The sequence below is a fragment of the Corallococcus sp. AB018 genome, assembly GCF_003986945.1.
Taxonomy (GTDB): Bacteria; Myxococcota; Myxococcia; order Myxococcales; family Myxococcaceae; genus Corallococcus; species Corallococcus exiguus.
In genome coordinates, this window is record NZ_RAWR01000003.1 from 44,060 (window position 1) to 65,411 (window position 21,352).

Genomic DNA, 21,352 nt, shown 5'->3' on the forward strand with positions numbered 1-21,352 from the left:
CGGGGGCTCCACCTCTGTGCCGGGCGGAAACATGCACCCACGGCGCTCGGACGTGGCTCGCTGGGCCGTCTCCGGCATTTTGGTTCCCGACAGGCCTGCATCTCGCTTGCACGGCTGGCCGCCCTTCGTTACCCAGCGGCCGAGGGTGCGGCCCCGGCGGCATGCGCTTCGCGGTGGCGATCTCCAGCATTCATTGCGTTGGAGCCGGACGCGCCCCTCTTCACCCCTTCAGGGAGCAGGCATGGCAGGCAGTCGAGGGACAGCGTTGGTGACGGGCTCGTCCGCGGGAATTGGCGCGGTGTACGCACGGCGGCTGGCGGCGCTCGGGTATGACCTGGTCCTGGTCGCTCGGAGGGAGGAGCGGCTGAAGACGCTGGCGGCGGAGCTGACGGCGGCGCATGGCATCCGCGCGGAGGTGCTGCGGGCGGACCTCACGGTGCACGCGGACCTTCAGCGGGTGGCCGGGCGCGCGGCGGGCGAGGACCTCACCCTGCTCATCAACAACGCGGGCGTGGGTGGCTATGGCCCCTTCGCGCAGGTGGAGCCCTCGGCGCTGGAAGGACTGGCGAACCTGCACATGATGGCGCCGATGCTGGCCACGCGCGCGGCGCTGCCCGGCATGCTGGCGCGGGGCAAGGGCGCGGTCATCAACGTCGCCTCCCTGCTCGCCTTCTCCGGTGCGATGCCGCCGGGTCCCCTGCCCCACCGGGCTACCTACGCGGGCGCGAAGGCGTTCCTCGTCCACTTCACCCGCACGCTCGCGGGAGAGCTGCGCGGCACGCCCGTGGTGGCGCAGGTCGTCTGCCCGGGCATGACCTTCACGGAGTTCAACGGTGGCTATCCCGGCACCATGTCACCAGAGGACGTCGTCACCGCGTCGCTCGTCGCGCTGGAGCGCGGTGAGACGGTCTGCATCCCCGGACTGGAGGCAGCGGAGGCCCTCACTGCCCTGGAGAAGGCGGAGGCAGGACTGCTGCGTGGGGCGACCCATGCATTGGCTGGGCGGTACCGGACGGCCTGAAACGCATTTACTGCACATGCATCCATTCAGGCATTCATCTGCACGGAGGAAGCACTCATGAGCGGAACCTCGACGCGACCCGCGGAGAAGAGCGGCACCTTCAAGCTGGGCGGAGATTTGCCCGTCCACCGGCTGGGCTACGGCGCCATGCAGCTCACGGGCCCTGGCATCTGGGGCCCGCCCAAGGACCGGGCGGAGGCGGTGCGCGTGTTGCGCCGCGCGCTGGAGCTGGGCGTGGACTTCATCGACACGGCGGACTCCTACGGCCCCTACGTCAGCGAGGAGATCATCGCGGAGGCACTGCACCCCTACGCCAAGGGCGTGGTGGTGGCGACGAAGGCGGGCCTGGTGCGCACGGGGCCCAACGAGTGGCATCCGGTGGGCGCGCCGAAGTACCTGCGCCAGCAGCTGGAGATGTCGCTGCGCCGGCTGAAGCTGGAGCGCATCGACCTGTACCAGCTGCACCGCATCGACCCGAAGGTCCCGGTGGAGGAGTCGCTGGGCGAGCTGAAGGCGCTGCAGAAGGAAGGGAAGATCCGCCACATCGGCCTGTCGGAAGTGTCGGTGGAGGAGATTGAGCGGGCACGCAAGGTGGTGGACATCGTGTCGGTGCAGAACCGGTACAACCTGACCGACCGCGTGCACGAGAAGGTGTTGGACTACTGCGAGAAGGAGAACCTGGGTTTCATCCCCTGGTTCCCGCTGGCGACGGGCGGTCTGGCGAAGCCGGGGAGCACGCTCGACTCCGTGGCGAAGAAGCACAACGCGACGCCCGCGCAGATTGCCCTCTCCTGGCTGCTGGAGCGCTCGCCGGTGATGCTGCCCATCCCGGGCACGTCCTCCGTGAAGCACCTGGAGGAGAACGTCGCGGGCGCGGAGGTGAAGCTCAACAAGGACGAGCTGGCCGCAGTGGACGCGCAGGCATCCGGGCGCTGAAGCATCAGCCCTGGTTCGCTTGAAGCACCCCACCGGCCCACGGGCGGATGGGGTGCTCGCGGCACTTCACGTGGCGAGCGTCCGCCGGCCACGAATCTTCGTGAACGCGTGCGAGCTCAGATAGGCATAGCTCTGGGGTGCGCGCAGCTCCGGTGAGATATCTCCCAGCGGGAAGGGCTTCGCGAAGACGTGGACCTTTCCCACCTGGATCGCGACGCCCCCCTCGCATCGCGAGAAGTAGCGGTCGTAGTCCTCCTTCAGGATGCCCCCCACCCTCGAGTAGCGGCGCCAGAGCTGCTCGGGAGCGGCCTCGTCGATGCCCAGGATGTCGAAGAAGCCGACGACCTGCTTCACCGGGCTGGAGGAGTAGACGACGACGTGTGAGACCTCCCTGCGGAAGGCGCGCTTGCGGAACTCGACGCGCTTGAGCCCTTCCAGGATGGGCGTCGCATACCGGGGCTGGATGGGCAGCAGGACTACAGACCGAGGCGTTGGCGAAGCCACTCACGACCTCCCTGCTGCACCGTGGTGATGGACTGCGGAGGGCCGTTGAGCACTCCATGACGACAGAGGTCACCGAGAGGAATGGGCTCCTTCAGGATGGCCGCTTGTCGGAAGAGGATGACGAGCACTTCGCCATTCGAGCACAGCACCTGCATGTCGCGAAGGGGGAACACCGTGCGTTTTCCCACCGTGGCGGCGATCTCTTCGGCATTCGCGGACACCAGCGTCTGCTCGGCGATGCCCACGACCGTCACGGCCTTCTGGGAGTGGCTCAGGTAGAACAGCAGCGACGCACCAGGCTCTATCTGCCGGATCAACGCCCGGCACAGGTACGCCTTTCGCAGGCCATTCCCAAAGGGATGGATGCCGGGCTCCAGCGACAACTGCGCGTCCGCGTCCGGGAAGAGCAGGTGATGGAACTTGGGCTCGATGGGGATGATGAAGGACGGCACATCGAACTTCATCGCGGGCGGCCCGTGGCGCACGTGAAAGTCGAGCGGCGAAAGCGCTTCGAGCGCATCTCCTGTACGCATTCGTTTTACGAGGACGAATTCGCCAGATTCCGTACGCCCTTCCACCTGGAATCCGAAATCCTCGAACATGGCGATGAGCGCGCCCTGGCGCTCGTAGGCCGTCACGTAGACGAAATCGTGCCCGTTCTTCGAAACGTGCTCGAAGACGCTCTTGAGCAGAAGCTCGCCCAGGCGTCGCCCCTGATGCTCGGGCGCGACCTTGAACGTGCAGAGCTTCAGCGTGCGCCCCTTGAAGGCCAGGACGCCCTCCTCATCCTTGATGAGGCACAGCGCGGCCAGATGACGCCCCTGCCCCCGCACCACCCAGCATCGTCGGTGGTCCATCTGGCATTTGCGGAACCAACCATCGAACGACGGGTAGTCCCCTCGGAGGCTGTCGAGGAAAGGATCCTCCGCGTCGACGTCATGCGCGAACGTGAACTCCACCGCTGGCGGAGGCCGGGCGAACCTGGCTCGCAAGCCCTGCACCATGGCGAGGGCTTCGCCGACCGTGACAATGCGTTCCTTCAGTCCGATGCGCTTCGCCTTCCGGTGGATGCGCAGGTCTTCAGTCACCAGGACGCCCACAGCATTGGACCGAACAGCGGCCAACAGCTGGTGGTCCACCCAATCATTCGAGTGGAGTGCAGGGCTCCCCAGAACCTCGTCCCAGCTTGTGGGAACGGGAGGCGGCGCAGGAAGAGGGAGGTATTTGCCGAGCAACAACTCGCGAAGCCAGCGGCGTGCCTCGTCGCGGTCCCTCTCGACATCCACCTTGATGGCTGGATGGATGAAGAGCTGATAGCCAGCCTCTTCAATGGCGCTTACCAGCCGGGTCGCGGGCTCCATCATTGCCTCAACCTGTTCGGGCGAGGTGGGCTCCAATGGAATCAAGACATTCGTATCGATCAAGAGCTTCGTGACATCCCCCTTACTGCTGTCATGAAGCGTGAAGCCTACTCACGCGTCTGACACCCGTCACTTCCGCTTCACGTAACGCAGGAGGAGCGTCACCAGCTCCTCCTGGAGCAGCCCCTGGGACAGGGACTCGGGGCGCTCCACCACGGCGCGGTGGATGACCGCGTGGGACACCGTGTCGATGAGCCACAGGGCCAGCTCCGGGTCCGGCACGTCCGTGCGGAATTGGCTCAGGGCCTCCAGCATGGGCGCGTCCTCCGGACCCCACTTCCTGGGGGGACGTGATGGCAGCTCCTCCGTCAGCGCGTGGTGCAGCTTCGGATTCACCGCGTGCGCCGCGAAGCCCAGCGCCACCAGCGTCCGGATGAGGTCCTCCAGCGTCTTGAACTTCCGCGTCGACAGCACCTCTCGGGCGGCGGCGCGCTGCTCCTTCACGTGCCGGCGCGACACCTCCACCACCAGTGCCTCCTTGCCTGGGAAGAACTGGTACAGCGATGCCACGTTCACGCCCGCTCGCTCCGCGATGCGGTTCGTCGTCAGCTTCGCGTAGCCGTCGCGCACCAGAATGTCAGCAGTCGCCTGCACCAACGCGTCCACCGTCGCTCGCGAGCGCTCCTGCGTGGGTGTCTTCCGAGGGGAAAGCTTCGCGCGCGGCATGCCGGACTCCTGGGACGGGAACGCAAGCTGACAACATAAGCGCTTCCTTACATTCTTGTCTCCGTCGCCGCTGGTCCGCGACAGGAGACCTTCCATGCCCGATTCCATCCTGCCGGTGCTCGTCATTGGCGCCGGCCCCACCGGCCTGACGCTCGCGTGTGACCTCGCTCGCCGGGGCGTTCGCGTGCGCATCGTGGACGCGGCCCCGCGGCCCTTCGTCGGCTCTCGCGGCAAGGGGCTTCAGCCTCGCACGCTGGAGGTGCTGGACGACCTGGGCGTGATCGATGCCGTGCTCGCCGCGGGCACCACCTACCCCCGCATGCGCATCCACTGGCGGCGCTTCGTCGTGGGGCGCTGGACCATGATGACTCCCCGCGCCGCGACCCCGGACGTGCCCTACCCCAATGGATGGCTCGTGCCCCAGGCCCGCACCGAGGGCATCCTGCGCGACCGGCTGGCGTCGCTGGGCGTCACGGTGGAGTTCGGCACCGCGCTCACCGGCTTCACCCAGGACGGCACCAGCGTCTCCGCCACCCTCTCGCGTGACGGCACGGAGGAGACCGTCCGCGCGGAGTACCTCGTCGGCGCGGACGGAGGACACAGCCGCGTGCGCAAGGAACTGGGGCTGGTCCTCCATGGCGTCACCCATGAGGAGGAGCGCATGGTCGTGGGCGACGTGCGCGTGGAGGGCCTGGCACACACGCACTGGCACGTGTGGCCCTTCGCGAAGCGCGGCATGGTGGCGCTGTGTCCCCTCCCCGGCGCGGACCGCTTCCAGCTCGTCCTCCAGGTGAAGCCCGGCGACACCGTGCCGGAGCTCACCGAGGCCGCGCTCCACCAGCGCATCCAAGAGACCGCGCGCCCCGGCTCCAGGCTGCGCCTGCACGACGCGAGCTGGCTGTCCTTGTATCGCCCCAGCACGCGCATGGTGGATCGCTACCGCGTGGGCCGCGTCTTCATCGCGGGCGACGCCGCGCACGTGCACCCGCCCACCGGCGGCCAGGGACTCAACACCGGCGTGCAGGACGCCTACAACCTGGGCTGGAAGCTGGGCCACGTGCTCCAGGGCGCGGATCCGGCCCTGCTCGACACCTACGAGGCGGAGCGACTGCCCGTCGCCGCGCGTGTGCTCGGGCTGTCCTCGAAGCTGTACGAAGGAATGCGGCAGGGACGCATGAAGGCCATGAAACGGGGCGACGAGGAGCGGCAATTGGGCTTGAGCTATCGCGGAGGCCCCCTCGCCCCGGAACTCCCCGGCGACACGTCCCGGGTGCAGGCCGGAGACCGCGCCCCGGACGCGCCCTGCGTGGATGCCCACGGCGAACCTGTCCGACTGTCGGACAGGTTTCGAGGTCCCCACTGGACGCTGCTCGCCTTCGGATCCGCGCTCCAGGAGGTCGATGCCTGGGCTCGCTCACGCTCCGGTGACACCGTGCGCGTCGCCCGTGTCCTCCCCAAGGGCTCGACGGTCAGCACCGACGCATTGCTCGACACCGACGGCCATGCGCACCGGGCCTACGACGTGCCCCCGAACGCGGGTGCGCTCATCCTGGTGCGTCCGGATGGCTACGTGGGCCACGCGTCCCGGCCCGGCGACCTCTTGGCCCTGGAGCAATTCATGACGCCGCTCCTGCCCCGCCCTTCCACCCGGGCCGGGCCGTACGTAACCGCCGTGAACCTTCCTGCGTAGGAGGAGCAACGCCGCAGGGCTTCGCATTTTCGCGAGGCCCATGGAGACTCTCCCCATGCCCATCCGCTCCTTCCGTGGAAGCGCCGTCCGCGCAGCGCTCGGCCTCCTGACGCTGTCCGCCTGCGGCTCCGGCGACGACACCGACCCGTCCTCCCGGCGCTTCCGCGTGCGCATCGAGAACGTGGCGCCCTTCCAGAACCTCAAGTCCGGCCGGTTCGACACGAAGATAAGCGGCACCTCACCGGGTCCGCTGGCCCCCGGCGACACCTACGAGTTCAGCTTCACCGCGGGCCGCAACCACCGCTTGTCCTTCGCCGCCATGTTCGGCGCATCCAACGACTGGTTCTTCGGCACCGAGCCCCGGGGCATCCCGCTCTACTCCGCCGACGGGCAGCCGGTGACCGGCAACGTCACCTCCCAGGTCGTCCTCTGGGACGCGGGCACGGAGGTGAACGAAGAGCCCGCCGTGGGCGCGCACACCGCGCCGAAGCAGGCCACCTCCACGGACGGCCCTGGCATCAATGACTTCAACTCCAACAACGTGCGGCGCGTGGGCACGCAGCCCGTGCTCAGCAGCGGCCTGCCGTTCAATCTGCCCCCGCTCGCGACGATGATCCGCGTGCAGTTGGCCCACGACGCGGCCACGCAGCGCTTCACCGTGCGCATCGAGAACGTCTCCGACGACCGCAACACCCTGAGCACCTCCGAAGGCATCAAGCCCGTGCGCATCTCCCCGGGAGTCTGGGTGGTGGGCGCGGGCAATGAGCCCCTCTTCACCGAGGGTCAGCCGGACCGGGGCCAGGGCCTGGAGGCGCTCGCGGAGGGCGGCGATGCCACCACCCTGGACACCTGGCTCAAGCCGCTGAACGGCGTGGCCACGCCCCTGTCACCGGGCGTCTTCGCCGTGCACAACGCCGCCTCGCCGCTGTTCACGGAAGGCGCGCAGGACCGGGGCCTGGGATTGGAGGCGCTCGCGGAAGGCGGCGATGCCTCGCGGCTGGCCAACGCCCTCTCTTCGACTCCGCCCGCGGGCGTGAGCAAGTCAGGCACCTTCAACACGCCCGTGGACGCGGCCGCCCCCGGTCCCCTCCTGCCGGGCCTTGCCTACGAATTCACCGTCAACGCCAGCCCCGGCGACCGGCTGTCCTTCGCGACCATGTTCGGCCAGTCCAACGACTGGTTCTTCGGCCCCGACGAGCAGGGCATCGCGCTCTTCGACAAGGCCAACGACCCTGTGACGGGCGACATCACATCCAAGCTGTTCCTGTGGGACGCGGGCACGGAGCTGGACGAAGAGCCCGCCGTGGGGCCCCACCAGGGTGCCCCCGAGTGGACCGTGGACACCAACCAGACCGTGCGACGGGTGCCCCCGTCGCGCTACGGCACGCCCCTGTCCCAGCACCTGCGCGTCACCCTCACGGCGGAGTAGCTCGCGCCGCGTTTCAACACGGGGACTTCAGACGGCTTCGCGCTCCAAGGTGTCCTCGTCATCGGAGTCCACCGCGGGCTCGTCCTGGAAGGCGCTGGGCAGCAGGCTGAAGGGCAACACCTTCGCCAGCGCCGCCAACAGCAGGATGCCGCCCGGCGCGGCGAAGATGGCCAGCGCGGGGATGGCCTTCGCCACGTCGATGAGCTGCGCGCGCATGCGCTGCCGCTCGTCGGCGGTGAGCTTCTGGCGCCGCGCCGCCTTGGTGAGCAACACCGCCAGGTCGCCCGTCTCGCGCGCCTCCTGCATGAGCCGATGGAAGTTCTTCTCCAGCGTCTCCTGCATGCCGCCCATGAGCTCCTCGCCCATGGCGCCCGCCGCGTCCGACACGGTGAAGACATCCACCAGCGAGCGATGCCGCGCGTAGAACTCCGCCATCTCCAATTCCAGACGGCGCAGCTCCGCGTGAGGCACGTGCAGCGCGCCCGCCAGTGTGTCGATGAAGGCCCGTTCCCGCCGCGTGCGCCGGCCGTCCACCAGCGCCGCCAGCAACGCCTGCTCCAGCAACAGGTGCTGCATGTCCACGCTGCGCACGCGGCGCACCACGTCCCGCACGTCGCGCTTGCGCTCGAAGGACTGGCGCACCGCGGCCTTCACCTCGCCCTCCAGCGAGTGCGGCAGCTTCAGCCCCTCCACCTGCCGGAGGATGGCGCGGCGCGCGGGCGCGCTGGGTTCGCGGTCCACGCACGCGAGCGCCGTGAGCACGTCCACCAGGAGCGCCTTCTGCTTCGCCGCGAAGTCCCGCCGCCGCTCCGCCATCGCGCGCGACAGCCGCCCGGTCGAGAACAAGTCGATGGCCTGCCGGCAGAACAGCTGCGCGTCCGCGTACTGCGCGCCGTTGTGCAGCACCAGCCCGTACACCGGGTCCCCGGCCAGCGACGGCGCCCGCTTGTCGAGCGCGTCCTCCACCCGGCCCACCATCCGCCGGGGCACCGGCAGCCCCGCCGCGAGCCTCGCGTCCAGCGCCATCGCCAGGTCCAGCTCGCCCGCCAGCACCGCGAAGAGCACCAGCAGCTGCTCCACCCGCGGGCCCTCCGGCGCGTCCATCACCCGCGCCAGGTCCAGCGCCATGCGCGCCAGCGTGCGCACCACGGCGTGGAACAGCTCGTCCTCCACCTTGCGCGCCGGGATGTCGAAGGGCTCACCCCCGTCCACCGGCGAGGGCAGCGGCACGGGCGTGCCGTAGACGAGCCCCGAGGCGCGCAGCGTGCGGCGCAGGAAGGCGCGGCCCCGGGCCCGGCCGGAGGAGGTTTCCGGAAGCAGAGAGGTCGGGACGGGCGCGGGGGAGCGCGCATGCGCGGTGACCACGTCCGTCAGGAGCGCGGCCAGCCAGGTCCCCCTTCCAAAAACCAGCACCGACACCGGTACACCCCTCAAAAGCGTGCGGCCGGACCCCGCCGGAAGCACACGAAGCGGGGAATAACCCAGTCGCATCCGCGATGCCACCCGGCCCCAGGCTCACGGCGGCGTCCGGCAACAGATGCTGATGCCTGGTGGAAAAAACAGCGCGCCCGTCCACCCAGGGCGGACGAGCGCGCGGAGACACGTGGCCAGGAAGGCCTACAGCGCGGTGGCCTTGCCCGGCTCCAGGGCGAGCACCTTGGTGGTGGCCCGGGTCTTCTTCAGCTCGGTGGTGAGCGCGTCCGGGGTGCCGGCCAGGGCGGGGAAGGTGCCGTAGTGCATGGGCACCACGGTCTTCACCTTCAGCAGCTTCGCGGCGACGGAGGCCTGCGCGGGGTCCATGGTGAAGTGGCCGCCAATGGGGAGCAGGGCCACGGTGGGCTTGAACTGCTCGGCGATGAGGGCCATGGAGCTGAAGGCCGCGGTGTCGCCGGAGTGGTACAGCGTGGGGCCGTTGGCGATTTCGATGACGAAGCCCAGGGGCGCACCGGCGTACTGAGACGCACCCTTCGGGTCCGCCTGGTAGCTGCTGGAGTGCACCGCCTCCACCAGGTGGATGGTGGCGTCCTTCACCGTGAACGTCCCGCCCGCGTTGGCGCCCATGCCCTGCGCCTCCGGCAGGCCCAGGAGGTTCACCAGCTCGAAGGAGCCGTACACCTTGGCACTCGTCTTCTGGGCCAGGGCCTTGGTCTCACCCACGTGGTCGAAGTGGCCGTGGGACACGAGGATGGCGTCCACCGCCTCCGGCCACGTGGCGCCCTGCGGCGCCTTGGGGTTGGTGAACCACGGGTCGATGGCGATGGTCGCGCCGCCCGGCGTCTTCACCACGAAGGCGGCGTGGCCCCACCACGTCACCTCCGTCTTGCCCGCCGCCTTGCCCGCCGCCGCCTTGGCCGGAGCCTTCACGTCGGCCTTGGGAGCCGCCGGCGTCGTCGGCGTGCCCTGCGCGAAGGCCGCGCCCGCGACGCCCAGCACCGCACCCACCACCACTGCCTTCAGCTTGTTGCCCATCGGTGTCCACTCCAGGAGGAAGGAAAGAGACGACATGTCGCCGTGCCGCCCGGGGGCGCCGCACGGCCGGGGCGCGACATACCACCCCGCCAGGGAGGCGGAAGGGGGCTGGCGCGTCCGGTTGCCTTGGGAAGGACACATGCCTTCATCCACCCACGGCGGGGGATTGTGGCCCCGGGGAGGATGCAGCGCGCTACGCTCGATGGCCGCGTGGACCATCGATTCCAAGTCAGCCTCCGTGGGGTCATCGACCTCCTGTCCCACCACCTGTACAGCTCGCCCGGGGTCTACGTGCGGGAGCTGCTCCAGAACGCCACGGACGCCATCCGCGCCCGCCAGTTGCTGGAGCCCCAGGCCACCGGAGCCGTGGGGCTGGAGCTGCGGGAGAAGCAGGACGGCGGACCGCCCACCCTGCTCTTCACGGATGAAGGCGTGGGGCTGACAGAGGAGGAGATCCACCGCTTCCTGGCCACCATCGGCGAGTCCTCCAAGCGCGAGCAACTGGAAGCCCGCCGCAACGACTTCATCGGCCAGTTCGGCATCGGCCTCTTGTCGTGCTTCATGGTGTGCGACGAGTTGCTGGTGGTGACGCGCTCGGCGAAGGGCGACGGGCGGACGCTGGAGTGGCGGGGCCGGCACGACGGCACGTATGACGTGCGCATCTCCGAGCACCCGCTGGACGCCCCCGGCACGCACGTCTACCTGGTGGCCCGCGCGGACATGGTGGAGTGGTTCACACCGGAGCGGGTGCGCCAGCTGGCGAAGCACTACGGCGGCCTGTTGCCCTTCCCCGTGCGGCTCACGGTGGACGGGCAGACGGAGTCGCTCAACCCGGACGGTCCGCCCTGGCGCCGCTTCTACGAGACGGCGGGAGACCGGCGGCAGGCGCTGCTCGCGTACGGGCGCGAGGTGTTCGGCACGGACTTCCTGGATGTGATTCCGCTGCGCTCGGAGGCGGGAGACGTGGACGGCGTGGCGTATGTGTTGCCGGCGTCGCCGCACTTCAACGCGAAGCAGAAGCACCGCGTGTACCTGAAGCAGATGCTGCTGTCGGAGAGCGCGGAGAACCTGCTGCCGGAGTGGGCGTTCTTCGTGAAGTGCGTGGTGAACGCGAACGGCCTGAGGCCCACCGCGAGCCGCGAATCCTTCTACGAGGACGCGGTGCTGGCGAAGGCGCGCGAGGCACTGGGCCAGTCCCTGCGCAAGTACCTGATGGACCTGGCGCACGAAGACCCCCGGTCGTTGCAGCGGTTGATTGCGTTGCATGGGCTGTCGGTGAAGGGGCTGGCGCTGGACGACGATGACTTCTACCGGCTGGTCATCAACTGGCTGCCTTTCGAGACGTCGCTCGGGGTGATGACGTTGGCGGACTACCGGAAGTCGTGGCCGGTGGTGCGCTACACGCCGACGTTGGACGGGTTCCGGCAGGTGGCGCGGGTGGCGGCGGCGCAGGGGCTGTGCGTGCTGAACGCGGCGTACACGCATGACACGGCGCTGCTGGAGAAGCTGCCGCACGTGGTGCCGGAGGCGCAGGTGGCGCCGTTCTCGTCGGCGGACCTGCCGCAGAGCTTCGAGGAACTGACGCTGGACGAGCGCGAAGCCGTCTACCCACTGCTGCGTCTGGCCGAGCGCGTGCTGGCGCCGTTCCGCTGCGGAGTGGAGGTGAAGAAGTTCTTCCCGGCGGAGGTGCCCACGCTCTACAGCTCGGACGCGGAAGGGGCGTTCAAGCGGGACGCGGAGCGGGCGCGGGAGGAGTCGGACGACCTGTACGCGGGCGTGTTGGACGGGGTGATGGCGGGCACGGGCGGACAGGAACGGGCGTTGCTCTGCCTCAACCTGCACAACCCGGTGGTGCGCAAGCTGGCCGCGGTGGAGGGGCGGGATTTGCTGAAGCTGTCGGTGGAGATGCTCTACGTGCAGGCGCTGCTGTTGGGTCAGCACCCGCTGAACGCGCAGGAGATGGCGCTGCTGAACCATGGACTGCTGGGGCTCATCTCGGCGCGGCTGGACGAAGGCGGCGGCGGGGGCGGTTCGTCGGGTCCGGGCTCGCGGGGGATGCACTGATGGTGGACTGGCATCAGCAGGTAGAGGCCCTGCGCGCGCAGGCGGAGGAGCTGCCGGAAGGCGACGCGAAGGTGCGCGCCCTGGAGGAGGCGGTGCGGCTGACGGACGCGCACGGCGACGTGCCGCTGGGGTACGAGCTGCGGGACTCGCTCATCGACGCGGCGACGTTCGGGGGCTATCCGGACAAGGCGCTGGTGGCGTTCGCGTGGTGCCGGGGGCAGCAGAAGAAGGATCCGCAGCGGTTCGACCCGGAGGACATGCTCTGGAAGCAGAAGTGGGTGGTGGGCCGGCTGGACGAGTTCCCGCACATCAGCCGCAAGCAGATTGCCGACGCGCTGGATGACGTGGAGCAGAGCTTCGCGAAGCTGGACGCGGGCAAGCGCGCGGCGCTGAAGCTGCGATACCAGATGGCTCGGGACATGGGAGACACGGCGGAGGCGGAGCGCCTGTGGGAGGCGTGGCTCGTCACGCCCAGGGACCACCTGACAGACTGCCGCGTCTGCGAGTTGGACGATGAGCTGGACCACCACGTGGACAAGGGCGAGTGGGAGCAGGCCATCCAGAAGGCCAAGCCCATCCTGGACGGGCGCCAGTCCTGCGCGGAGATTCCGCACCTGACGTTGGGCACGCTGCTGTATCCGTTCTTCAAGCTGGAGCGGATGAAGGAAGCGCGGGACTGCCACATGCGCGGTTATGCGATGGTGGCGAAGAACCGCGAGTTCCTCGCCACGGTGGGAGAGCACCTGGAGTTCCTGGCGCTGACTGGCAACCTGTCGCGCGGGTTGACGCTGCTGGAGAAGCACCTGGGCTGGGCGCTGGAGCACTCCAGCTACCGGGACCGGTTCAGCTTCTACACGGCGGCGTCGTTCCTGCTGGGGCAGGTGGTCGCGGACGGCCGGGATGAGGTGAGCCTGCGCTTGCCACGCGCGTTCGCGCTGCACGCGGTGGACGGGGGCTACGGGACGCGGGCGCTGAAGGACTGGCTGGAGTCGCAGGCGCGCGACATCGCGGCGCGGTTCGATGCGCGGAACGGGACGAAGCGGTTCACGGGATTGCTGGCTCGCAATGAAGTGCTGGCGAAGGAAGCGCGGTTGTTCCCGTTGGATTGAAGGGGTGCATCAGCATGAAGGGCTCAAGCTGGATGCCTGTCGCCATCACCTGGTTCCTCCTTCTTCCGCCCCAGGGCCGGGCTGAAGACACAGAGCTACCTCCTCCGGGAGACTGTACCAAAGACGTCTGGCGCGACTTGAGCAAAGCAGTTGGCACGGCATGCAAGACTCAGAGCATGAACTGTGACGAAACGATGTCCTGCGTGGACTTGACGGTTCGATGGAATCGTTTTGAGCGGTGCATCGAGGCGCGCAGGACCTTGATGAACCGCTGCTTTCGCGGCGGCGACCTGGCGCACAAGGGTGCCCTCGCCACATATGAACGAGGCCAGGCTGAGTGCACGAAGTTGATTCGTGTCCGCTGTGGTCCCAATGAGCAATGCAAATGAGCGATGACTCTCTCCGCCAGAGCATTGAGCATGCATTCTCGGATGTTCCCCGCCCCGAGAAGAAACGCGTCGCCTATGCACGCGGTGCATGGGAGACACCCAAACTCGTTCGGGACTTCGGGGGGCGCCACTGGAAGGACGTCCCAGTTGAGAAGGTGCGCGACCATGCGGCGCATCTCTCGCTTTTCAGCATGGAGGCACTTACCTACTACCTTCCGGCATATCTCAGCGCGGCGCTCGTGGATCCTGATGTGCGCGGCTTTCTCTTGTCCTCATTAAGCATCCCCGACGAGACACAGCCAGACCTGCGCGCCTTCTTCCTTCGCAGGTTTGATCGATTGAGCCCGCCCCAAAGGAACGCCATCCGGATGTTCCTCATCCACATGAGGGACGCATCCACTTCGCCTATCTCCAAGCAGTCCTGGTCCCAAGCGTTGGAGACGTATTGGGACCTACCCGCGGACTGACGTCCGCGCTCAGCCACTCGTATCTAGCTGCCAGGGCCATCCAATAGCCCCCGAGGAAGCAAGCCAGGGGACCTCGCTTCGAAGCGTCGAACATCCTTGACGAGTTCCCGGACAGACGCGTCGCGCAGGTGCCCTCGGTAAGCCAGTGTGTCTTCACACCGGAGACGCAACCACTCGACATCCCCAGTAGGGACGTCTGGCCCCTTCAAAAGCCCGTGAAGAACTCCGGCCAGGTCGCGAACCCATTGGTCCTTCTCACTCATCCGTCGTGATTCCGTAGATTGGCGCATGGAAGCCGCGCTCTACATCGACCCGAACATCGCCACTGCTTTGCACCGCCACCAGGATCCGGGCGTCCCCGATCCGCATCCACCACTCGCGTTCGCCGAGTTGCTCGATGTGGAGCCAGTGGTCGACAACCAGTTCGTCAAACACCCCTTCGTTCTTCACGGATACGTCACCGGATGGACGATGCGCCAACAATCGCCATTCCCGGCCAGGGGACGCAGCAAGGCGGAGGGCCCGTTCAGCTTCGTTCTCATTCTTCTCGCTCATGACTCATACCCCGAGGTCATTCCATGAGCAGCGTTCGAAGAGCCAGCGCTCAACGAGGTTCTCAACGTACTGCTGCGAACCTCCACTCCGGCCGTCCAAATCGCGTGGGGAGAGCGTCAGGCGTTCGACTCCCACCAGCCGGATGTTTTCGATTCGCAGCGGGTTGCCGGATGCGAGCCGTTCAGTCCACGAACGAAACGTTCTCTCCAGGGAATTCAGCCCCATGAAACACGCCATTCCTAAGGTGTTCTCGAGCGTGCTTCATACTCTGCGATGTAATGCTCAACAGGATAGGCCGTGCCAGTTACATGGAACTCGCCGGTCACCCTGTCTACAATCAAGGGTGCATTCCCGCCTACCGCAAAGGCCGGGTCCCCAGTTTCCACATGCCGCTTCGAGGCATAGAAGAAAACCCATCCGAACTCACGCTCGATCGTGCGCTCATCGAGAAGAATCAACTCCCCCCAGCTTGAGCACTCACCCTACGTACGTAGGCATCCACCAGCTCACGTGCTTCATTTCGATTCATCTTCCACCTGCTTTCGCCGCGCCCATCCATCTACCCCGAGTCGGGCCGAAGGTCGCCGACCCGGCCAGTCTGAACGATTTCCTGGATGCCAGACGCAATGCGCTCCCGCGTGACGGAAGCGACGACCACGAGATTCCGCTCAAGAAACACCCTGCCGCCCATCAGCGCCTCATCAACATCCTGGGTCAAGCGAGTAGGGTCGTACACGGTGAGCGTGTACCGACGCCCCTGAATCACCGCGACGACGCCGGGGAGCCAGCCTTTGGCCTCGACCTCCCAATCGGAGTCCTCGAAGCCAGGAGGGAACTCCAGGACGATGTTGCTCATGACGCTCACAGTGGATTGAGCGGCTCGGTCACGCGGAGTGAGAACCCCAGGGCCCTGAGGGCCTTGAAGTAGGGCATGGAGCGCATCTCAGGGCATTTGAGGACCGCCTCCTGGAACTCCATGGGCGGCACGTACCCGTGCGCGTCGATGTAGTGGACGATCATCGTCGGAGCGATGAAGACCTTCGTCTCCCCGGGGATGAAGACGTTCGCATTCCCGGCGGCGTCCCCCGCACCAAAGTAGGACGTGCCCGCGAGCCTCCCCACGAACTGGCAAAGCGAGCACACGTGGATGCCCGCGAACGCCACCGGAGGCTGCCACGGATTCCCACACAGGCGGAGCAGCGCCTTGAAGAACTTCTCGTCCACGGTGCCCTGGGGATAGGCGTGCCCCTTTTCAAGCCAGCCCACCGCGAGCGACGACTGCTCCCATTGGCGCATATAGCCACAAGGGGTCAGGTCTTGAAAATGAGACATCTGAGTGACGCTCCTCTGTCTGACACTCGCATCTATCTGCTAGTCCCATCCAGCAGCCCCCGAGGAAACAAGCCAGGGAACTCGACTTCGAAGGCTCGAACATCCTTGACGAGGTGCCGGACAGACTCGTCGCGCAGCTGCCCTTGGTATTGCAGGGTGTCTGCACATTGAGCACGCAACCACACCCGCCATCTCGACTCCGACCAATTCAAGTCCCCAGCAGCCGCTGAAGGGCCTCCCGGAGAATCGGCAGGTACTGCCCTGAAACCTCCACCTGGAATCCACCGTCGACTCCAAGCGCACTCGATGCCCGAGCGTCGAGCAAGACTTCGATTGAGCTTTCACCGACCATCCACCTTGTCACGCCACCATAGTGACAAGCCCCACTCTCCGTACACAGACAGTAGGTATCCATCCCACCTACTCTATCCTGATCGTCGAACGAGAGGGATTTCTGGATCTCAAGGCGCATGCCAGCGCCGTCGTGCCGTTCCGCGAGAACAACTGCATACGTGTTGATGTCCTGCATCTCGTCGGCACCAACCGCAGCTGCATGAAATTTCCGCATATCACCGTCCTCCTGCGGCCCAAATCTTCACTGGAGCGGGATGCGTTCCGCCGTGATGCCGCGGATTGGCGCATGGAAGCCGCGCTCTACATCTTCATTCTCGTTCTTGTCGCTCATGACGCTCACCGTCTCGGAGACGCACCGGGTCCAAGCATTGGAGACGCATTGAGACCCGGCGGAATGACGCCCACGCTCAGTGCTTCAACTTCGAGAACGGATTGTTGAACGGCTCCGGCTTCTTCTGCGGCGGAGCCTGCGTCGCGGGCTTCTGCGCGGGCCGCTGCTGCTGCGCCGGTGCACTGGTCGCGGGCTTCGCCTGTGCCGGCCGCCCTGACGGCTGCGGCGCCCCACCTTCCAGCACCGCCCGCACGGACAAGGCCAGACGCTTGCGCGCCAGGTCCACGGTCAGGACCTTCACCGTCAGCCGGTCGCCCACCTTGGCCACCTCCGACGGATCCTTGATGAAGCGCGCCGCCAGCTGCGACACGTGAACCAGTCCGTCCTGATGCACGCCCACGTCCACGAACGCGCCAAACGCAGTCACGTTCGTCACCACGCCCTGCAACACCATCCCCTCCTTCACGTCCTCCAGCGTGCGCAGGTCATCCCGCGTCGCGTGTGCCGTGAAGTCTCCTCGAGGGTCCCTGCTCGGCTTCTCCAGCTCCGCCAGGATGTCCTTCAGCGTCAGCTCGCCCAGCTCCGGCCCCAGGTAGCGCTTCGCCTCAATCTGACGCACCAGCGCCGCGTTCCCTACCAGCGACGCCACGTCCACGCCCAGGTCCTTCGCCATGCGCTCCACGACCGTGTAGCGCTCCGGGTGCACCGCGCTCGAATCCAGCGGCTCCGGTCCTCGCACCCGCAGGAAGCCCGCAGCCTGTTCGAACGTCTTCGGCCCCAGGCCGCTCACCTTCAAGAGCTCCCGCCGAGTGGTGAAGCGCCCCTTCGCCGCCCGGTGCGCCACCAGCTTCTTCGCCAGCGACGGCCCCACTCCGGACACGTGCTCCAAGAGCTGCGGTGACGCCGTGTTCACGTCCACGCCCACCGCGTTCACGCACGAGTCCACCACCTCGCCCAGCTTCTTCTTCAGCAGGCCCTGGTCCACGTCGTGCTGGTACTGCCCCACCCCGATGCTCTTCGGGTCGATCTTCACCAGCTCCGCCAACGGGTCCTGCAAGCGCCGCCCGATGGACACCGCCCCGCGCAGCGACACGTCCATCTCCGGGAACTCCTCCCGCGCCACCTCCGACGCGGAGTAGATGGATGCCCCCTGCTCGCTCACCGACACCACGGGGACCTGCACGCCCATCGCCTTCAGCGTGTCGCGCGTGAAGACCTCCGCCTCCCGGCTGCCCGTGCCGTTGCCCACGGCGATCAGCTCCGGCTTGTGCTTGCGAACCACCGCCTCCAGCAACTTCGCCGCGCGCGCCCGCTCGTCCGCGCTCCGCTCCGAATAGAGCGTCGTCGTCTCCGCCACCGACCCCGTCACGTCCAGCATCACCAGCTTGATGCCCGTGCGAAGCCCCGGGTCCAACGCCAGCACCGCCCGAGCCCCGGCCGGCGCCGTCAGCAACAGGTGCCGCAGGTTCTCTCCAAACACCCCGATGGCGCCCTTGTCCGCGCGCTCCTTCAACTCCGCGCGCAGCTCCGACTCCAGCGAAGGCCCCATCAGCCGATCCCAGCTGTCCTCCACCGCCGCGCGCAGCTCGCCCGCGAACAGCGACTGCGGCCGGGTCACCACGCGCCCGGTGAAGAGCCCCTTCACCTCGTCGTCCGGCAGGCCCAGCTTCACCTTCAGCACGCCCTCCTCCTCGCCGCGCAAGAGCGCCAGCACGCGGTGGGACGGGGCCTGGGACAGCGGCTCCTCGTGGCCGTAGTAGTTCTCGAACTTGGTCGTCTCGCCCTTCTTCGCGGGCACCACGTCCGAGCGCAGCGAGCCCCGCCGCGCGCAGATGTCGCGGGCCTCGCGGCGCAGCTTCGCGTCCTCAGCCACCCGCTCCGCGCAGATGTCCCGCGCGCCCGCCAGCGCCTGCGCCACGTCCGCCACGCCCTTGTCCGCGCTCACGTACGGCTTCACGCGCGCGTCCAGGTTCTCCCCGCGCTGGCCCTCCTGCTTCCACACCAGGTCCGCCAGCGGCTCCAGCCCCTTCTCCCGGGCGATGGCCGCGCGCGTGCGGCGCTTGGGCTTGTACGGCAGGTACAGGTCCTCCAGCTCCGCGCGCGTGCGCGCCGCCTGGAGCGCCTTCTTCAGCTCCGGCGTCAGCTTCCCCTGCTCCTCGATGCTGCGCAGGATGGTGTCGCGCCGCCCGTCCAGCTCCGCGCGCTCCGTGGCCTTGTCCAGGATGGACTGGATTTGAACCTCATCCAGCCCTCCCGTGGCCTCCTTGCGGTAGCGCGCGATGAAGGGGACCGTGCCTCCCTCTTCGTGCAGTGCGAGGGTCCGGTCCACCTGCTCCGGCTTGATGCCCAGCTCCTGGGCCAACGCGGCGGCATAGACGTGCATGGCGCCCGTCTATACCCCGGTCCGCCCGCGCCTCCCAGAGACGCGCCGCTCGCCTACTGCCGCACCAGACGGATGACGTCCAACGCCACGTTGTAGCCCGTACTCGCCGCGTTCTTCCCAACAGTCGTGAACGTGAACGCCTGGGGCTCCAGGTCCGTGAACGTCACCGTCCCCAGCTCCACCTCCACGAACTGCGTGGTGGCGGAGTACTCGTCCCGCGTTCCGCCCACCGCCACCCCGTTCACGTCCAGCCGGTACTGCCCCCGCCCATTGTTGCGCTTGGTCCGCACCCGCACCGCGAACGTGCCCACCGTGCGCGGATAGAGCGTGTACGTCACCTTCGCGCCCACCGCGCTCGTGTTGTGGTAGCGCACCCCGCCCAGCTCCGGCCCCGCCTCCACGCCGGTGGACGACGGGTCCGGGGTGCTCGTCGGCTTCAGGTTCTCCGCCTGGTACACCAGCACCCTCGCGTCGTGCTCCACCGCGCGTCCCAGCCGCTTCTGCACCTGGTCCACGTAGAGCGACTGCGGCACCAACTCATTCCCGGACTGCGCCACCTCCGCGAGGTCCGCCGGGGCCGTCTTCGTCGTCACCGACACGTCCACGCCTGTCGCGCTGCCGCGCATCCCAATCACATACCCCTGCCCGTACTGCTGCGAGCGCACCACGCTCGTGCCCCCGTACGACGGCGGCTTCGCCCCGTTGGTGTTCCAGAACACGCTCTCCGTCGTGGTGACTCCATGGCTCGTGGTGCCGTAGGGCGAGCGGTCCGCCGCCTCGAAGCGCTCCTGGTACAGCGTGGTGTTGTCCACCAGGTTCGCCGCGCTCAGGTGCATGTGGAAGTCGGACACCTTCTCGCCGTTGGACACCCGGTTGTTGAAGAGCACGTTGCCGGTGGTGTGCATGGAGCGGAAGTCGAAGTTGTGCCGCCCGCCGTACGACACGCTGTCCTTCACCAGGCTGTCGCTGCTCCGGATGGAATACAGGTACCCGTTTCCGCCACCGCCCTTGTACTGGGGCTTGTTGATTTCACACCCCTCCACCGTGACGTTGCGCGCTTGGTTCAGGTCGATGCCGTTGGACAGCACGTGCACGTCCTGCGTGTTGGACGGCGGCCGGTAGGAACCAACGCCGCGCACCCAGCCGTCCACCACGTGGTTCATCAAGAGCGCCGTGGACTCGTGCACCTGGTACGCACCGGTGCCCTGCACCGTGTAGTCCTCCTCGGCCAGGCCCGGCGTGGGGTTCTCCCGCATGCCGATGGCCAGGTGCTCCACGCCCACCTCCGACAGGTGCGCGGGCACGCGGTACACCCGCGCCGCGTCGCGCATCAGCAGCCCCTGGCGCAGCGGGATGTCCAGCGTCAGCATCCGCGTGGCCGCGTCCACCGCCACCACCTGCCGGTAGAAGGAGGGCCCGGGCAGCGACGTCCACTCCGTGCCCATGTTCAGCTCCGCGCTCCGCGTCGCCGTCAGGTCCGCCCGCACCACCACCCACGTGCCCACGGTGTAGCCGGACACGCTCGCCACCTGGACGCGCGTCGCCTGGTTGGGCGCGTCCTGCGTCAGCGCCGTCGCCGCCGTCGAAGCGGACGTCCAGGACACCGTCGTGTCGCGCGGGCCCACCTGCACCACGCGCTTGCTGCGCATGTCCGTGGCGAAGTTGTAGAGGAACGTGGACGTCGCGCCCTGCCCGCGCAGCACCACGTTGCTGTATCGGATGAGCAGCGCGTACGGCTTGCCCGCGGGCGGCGCCACCCGGTACGTGCCCCGAGGCAGGTACACCACCCCACCGCCCGCCACCGCCCCCGCGTCATCGAGCGCCTGCTGCAACACCGCCGTCACGTCCGACGCCCCCGTGTTGTCCGCGAAGTACGGCGCCTGCGTCACGTCCAGCACCCGGTCCGTGCGCACCGGCGGCTCCGCCTGCCGCATCTGGTAGCCCGCGTAGGAGAAGTCGTGCAGGAACCGCGACGGGTTGCCCGGCTGCGAGTACCCGGGCGTCCACGTCGACGGGTACAGCACGCTGCGCCAGGGCGCCGCCTCCGCCACTCCCACGGCCGCGATCAGCCCCGCTCCCAGCAGTCCCTGCCATCCCTTGCGTGAGCCCACGGTGTGCTCCTTCCCGGTGTCCCGGACTCCCGCGATGGAAGCCCCATCCACTGAAAACAGCACAAAGCAGAAAAACCATAAAGCCCTTGAGACATGAAAAAGGGCCGCGCGGGAGTTCCCA

Annotated in this window: 20 protein-coding genes; 8 read left to right on the forward strand and 12 right to left on the reverse strand. The window is 67.7% G+C overall.

What is annotated here, in order from left to right:
- Positions 1-241 precede the first annotated feature (241 nt).
- Positions 242-1,021, forward strand: coding sequence for an SDR family oxidoreductase (locus D7Y11_RS01000; protein WP_126932796.1), 780 nt, complete (start codon positions 242-244; stop codon positions 1,019-1,021).
- 57 nt (positions 1,022-1,078) lie between these two features.
- A complete protein-coding gene (locus D7Y11_RS01005) occupies positions 1,079-1,957 on the forward strand; it encodes an aldo/keto reductase (protein WP_121754051.1) in 879 nt (292 codons plus the stop codon).
- Positions 1,958-2,023: 66 nt separating this feature from the next.
- On the opposite strand, the gene D7Y11_RS01010 is transcribed toward D7Y11_RS01005, so the two are convergent.
- The 3 genes from D7Y11_RS01010 to D7Y11_RS01020 all read right to left on the reverse strand — a co-directional run bounded on the left by D7Y11_RS01010 (position 2,024) and on the right by D7Y11_RS01020 (position 4,548).
- Entirely contained in the window at positions 2,024-2,461 is a 438-nt protein-coding gene (locus D7Y11_RS01010) for a hypothetical protein (protein WP_120577742.1), read from the reverse strand.
- Complete coding sequence (locus tag D7Y11_RS01015) at positions 2,434-3,885, reverse strand: GNAT family N-acetyltransferase (protein ID WP_126932797.1); 1,452 nt, start codon at positions 3,883-3,885, stop codon at positions 2,434-2,436. The genes D7Y11_RS01010 and D7Y11_RS01015 overlap by 28 nt, the downstream gene beginning before the upstream one ends.
- A gap of 66 nt (positions 3,886-3,951) precedes the next feature.
- Positions 3,952-4,548, reverse strand: a complete 597-nt coding sequence (locus D7Y11_RS01020; protein ID WP_158624435.1) for a TetR/AcrR family transcriptional regulator — start codon at positions 4,546-4,548, stop codon at positions 3,952-3,954.
- Positions 4,549-4,642: 94 nt separating this feature from the next.
- Between D7Y11_RS01020 and D7Y11_RS01025 the strand changes: the two genes are divergently transcribed.
- Complete coding sequence (locus D7Y11_RS01025; RefSeq protein ID WP_126932799.1) at positions 4,643-6,238, forward strand: FAD-dependent oxidoreductase; 1,596 nt, start codon at positions 4,643-4,645, stop codon at positions 6,236-6,238.
- A gap of 55 nt (positions 6,239-6,293) precedes the next feature.
- Complete coding sequence (locus D7Y11_RS01030) at positions 6,294-7,667, forward strand: spondin domain-containing protein (protein ID WP_126932800.1); 1,374 nt, start codon at positions 6,294-6,296, stop codon at positions 7,665-7,667.
- A 27-nt stretch (positions 7,668-7,694) separates the two neighbouring features.
- Here D7Y11_RS01030 and D7Y11_RS01035 read toward each other — a convergent pair whose 3' ends face one another.
- On the reverse strand, positions 7,695-9,086 hold the full coding sequence (locus D7Y11_RS01035) for a TerB family tellurite resistance protein (RefSeq protein WP_233607160.1): 1,392 nt from the start codon (positions 9,084-9,086) through the stop codon (positions 7,695-7,697).
- A 198-nt stretch (positions 9,087-9,284) separates the two neighbouring features.
- Entirely contained in the window at positions 9,285-10,136 is an 852-nt protein-coding gene (locus tag D7Y11_RS01040) for a metal-dependent hydrolase (RefSeq protein WP_126932826.1), read from the reverse strand.
- 210 nt (positions 10,137-10,346) lie between these two features.
- Between D7Y11_RS01040 and D7Y11_RS01045 the strand changes: the two genes are divergently transcribed.
- From D7Y11_RS01045 to D7Y11_RS01060, 4 genes are read left to right on the forward strand one after another with little or no spacing between them, the layout of a single operon-like run.
- Positions 10,347-12,200: an HSP90 family protein gene (locus D7Y11_RS01045; RefSeq protein WP_126932801.1), complete on the forward strand. Its 1,854-nt coding sequence runs from the start codon at positions 10,347-10,349 to the stop codon at positions 12,198-12,200.
- Positions 12,197-13,309 carry a hypothetical protein gene (locus D7Y11_RS01050; protein ID WP_126932802.1) on the forward strand — a complete coding sequence of 371 codons (1,113 nt, stop codon included), beginning with the start codon at positions 12,197-12,199 and terminating at the stop codon, positions 13,307-13,309. The genes D7Y11_RS01045 and D7Y11_RS01050 overlap by 4 nt, the downstream gene beginning before the upstream one ends.
- 32 nt (positions 13,310-13,341) lie before the next feature.
- Complete coding sequence (locus D7Y11_RS45310) at positions 13,342-13,698, forward strand: hypothetical protein (protein WP_368773796.1); 357 nt, start codon at positions 13,342-13,344, stop codon at positions 13,696-13,698.
- Positions 13,695-14,165, forward strand: a complete 471-nt coding sequence (locus D7Y11_RS01060; RefSeq protein ID WP_126932803.1) for a DUF6714 family protein — start codon at positions 13,695-13,697, stop codon at positions 14,163-14,165. Before D7Y11_RS45310 ends, D7Y11_RS01060 begins: the two co-directional genes overlap by 4 nt.
- A 255-nt stretch (positions 14,166-14,420) precedes the next feature.
- Here the strand turns inward: D7Y11_RS01060 and D7Y11_RS01065 are convergent, their stop codons facing one another.
- The 7 genes from D7Y11_RS01065 to D7Y11_RS01095 all read right to left on the reverse strand — a co-directional run bounded on the left by D7Y11_RS01065 (position 14,421) and on the right by D7Y11_RS01095 (position 21,231).
- Positions 14,421-14,720, reverse strand: a complete 300-nt coding sequence (locus D7Y11_RS01065) for a hypothetical protein (protein WP_126932804.1) — start codon at positions 14,718-14,720, stop codon at positions 14,421-14,423.
- Positions 14,721-14,959: 239 nt separating this feature from the next.
- Entirely contained in the window at positions 14,960-15,178 is a 219-nt protein-coding gene (locus D7Y11_RS45315) for a YrhB domain-containing protein (RefSeq protein WP_126932805.1), read from the reverse strand.
- 101 nt (positions 15,179-15,279) lie between these two features.
- The gene (locus D7Y11_RS01075; RefSeq protein WP_120579370.1) at positions 15,280-15,576 is read right to left on the reverse strand and encodes a hypothetical protein; all 297 of its coding nucleotides are present in this window, start codon (positions 15,574-15,576) and stop codon (positions 15,280-15,282) included.
- A 5-nt stretch (positions 15,577-15,581) separates the two neighbouring features.
- Positions 15,582-16,016 carry a hypothetical protein gene (locus tag D7Y11_RS01080; RefSeq protein ID WP_121755704.1) on the reverse strand — a complete coding sequence of 145 codons (435 nt, stop codon included), beginning with the start codon at positions 16,014-16,016 and terminating at the stop codon, positions 15,582-15,584.
- Between the two features lie 244 nt (positions 16,017-16,260).
- Positions 16,261-16,620, reverse strand: a complete 360-nt coding sequence (locus tag D7Y11_RS01085; RefSeq protein WP_120579368.1) for an Imm10 family immunity protein — start codon at positions 16,618-16,620, stop codon at positions 16,261-16,263.
- Between the two features lie 193 nt (positions 16,621-16,813).
- Entirely contained in the window at positions 16,814-19,120 is a 2,307-nt protein-coding gene (locus D7Y11_RS01090; RefSeq protein ID WP_126932806.1) for a Tex family protein, read from the reverse strand.
- A gap of 53 nt (positions 19,121-19,173) precedes the next feature.
- On the reverse strand, positions 19,174-21,231 hold the full coding sequence (locus D7Y11_RS01095) for a right-handed parallel beta-helix repeat-containing protein (protein ID WP_126932807.1): 2,058 nt from the start codon (positions 21,229-21,231) through the stop codon (positions 19,174-19,176).
- Positions 21,232-21,352 lie beyond the last annotated feature (121 nt).

Excerpts from the sequence above, each read along its gene's own strand:
- D7Y11_RS01000 (WP_126932796.1), top strand. The coding sequence starts at position 242 with ATGGCAGGCAGTCGAGGGACAGCGTTGGTGACGGGCTCGTCCGCGGGA.
- D7Y11_RS01005 (WP_121754051.1), top strand. The coding sequence starts at position 1,079 with ATGAGCGGAACCTCGACGCGACCCGCGGAGAAGAGCGGCACCTTCAAG.
- D7Y11_RS01020 (WP_158624435.1), bottom strand. The coding sequence starts at position 4,548 with ATGCCGCGCGCGAAGCTTTCCCCTCGGAAGACACCCACGCAGGAGCGC.
- D7Y11_RS01025 (WP_126932799.1), top strand. The coding sequence starts at position 4,643 with ATGCCCGATTCCATCCTGCCGGTGCTCGTCATTGGCGCCGGCCCCACC.
- D7Y11_RS01030 (WP_126932800.1), top strand. The coding sequence starts at position 6,294 with ATGCCCATCCGCTCCTTCCGTGGAAGCGCCGTCCGCGCAGCGCTCGGC.
- D7Y11_RS01040 (WP_126932826.1), bottom strand. The coding sequence starts at position 10,136 with ATGGGCAACAAGCTGAAGGCAGTGGTGGTGGGTGCGGTGCTGGGCGTC.
- D7Y11_RS45310 (WP_368773796.1), top strand. The coding sequence starts at position 13,342 with ATGCCTGTCGCCATCACCTGGTTCCTCCTTCTTCCGCCCCAGGGCCGG.
- D7Y11_RS01060 (WP_126932803.1), top strand. The coding sequence starts at position 13,695 with ATGAGCGATGACTCTCTCCGCCAGAGCATTGAGCATGCATTCTCGGAT.
- D7Y11_RS01065 (WP_126932804.1), bottom strand. The coding sequence starts at position 14,720 with ATGAGCGAGAAGAATGAGAACGAAGCTGAACGGGCCCTCCGCCTTGCT.
- D7Y11_RS01075 (WP_120579370.1), bottom strand. The coding sequence starts at position 15,576 with ATGAGCAACATCGTCCTGGAGTTCCCTCCTGGCTTCGAGGACTCCGAT.
- D7Y11_RS01080 (WP_121755704.1), bottom strand. The coding sequence starts at position 16,016 with ATGCGCCAATGGGAGCAGTCGTCGCTCGCGGTGGGCTGGCTTGAAAAG.
- D7Y11_RS01085 (WP_120579368.1), bottom strand. The coding sequence starts at position 16,620 with ATGCGGAAATTTCATGCAGCTGCGGTTGGTGCCGACGAGATGCAGGAC.
- D7Y11_RS01090 (WP_126932806.1), bottom strand. The coding sequence starts at position 19,120 with ATGCACGTCTATGCCGCCGCGTTGGCCCAGGAGCTGGGCATCAAGCCG.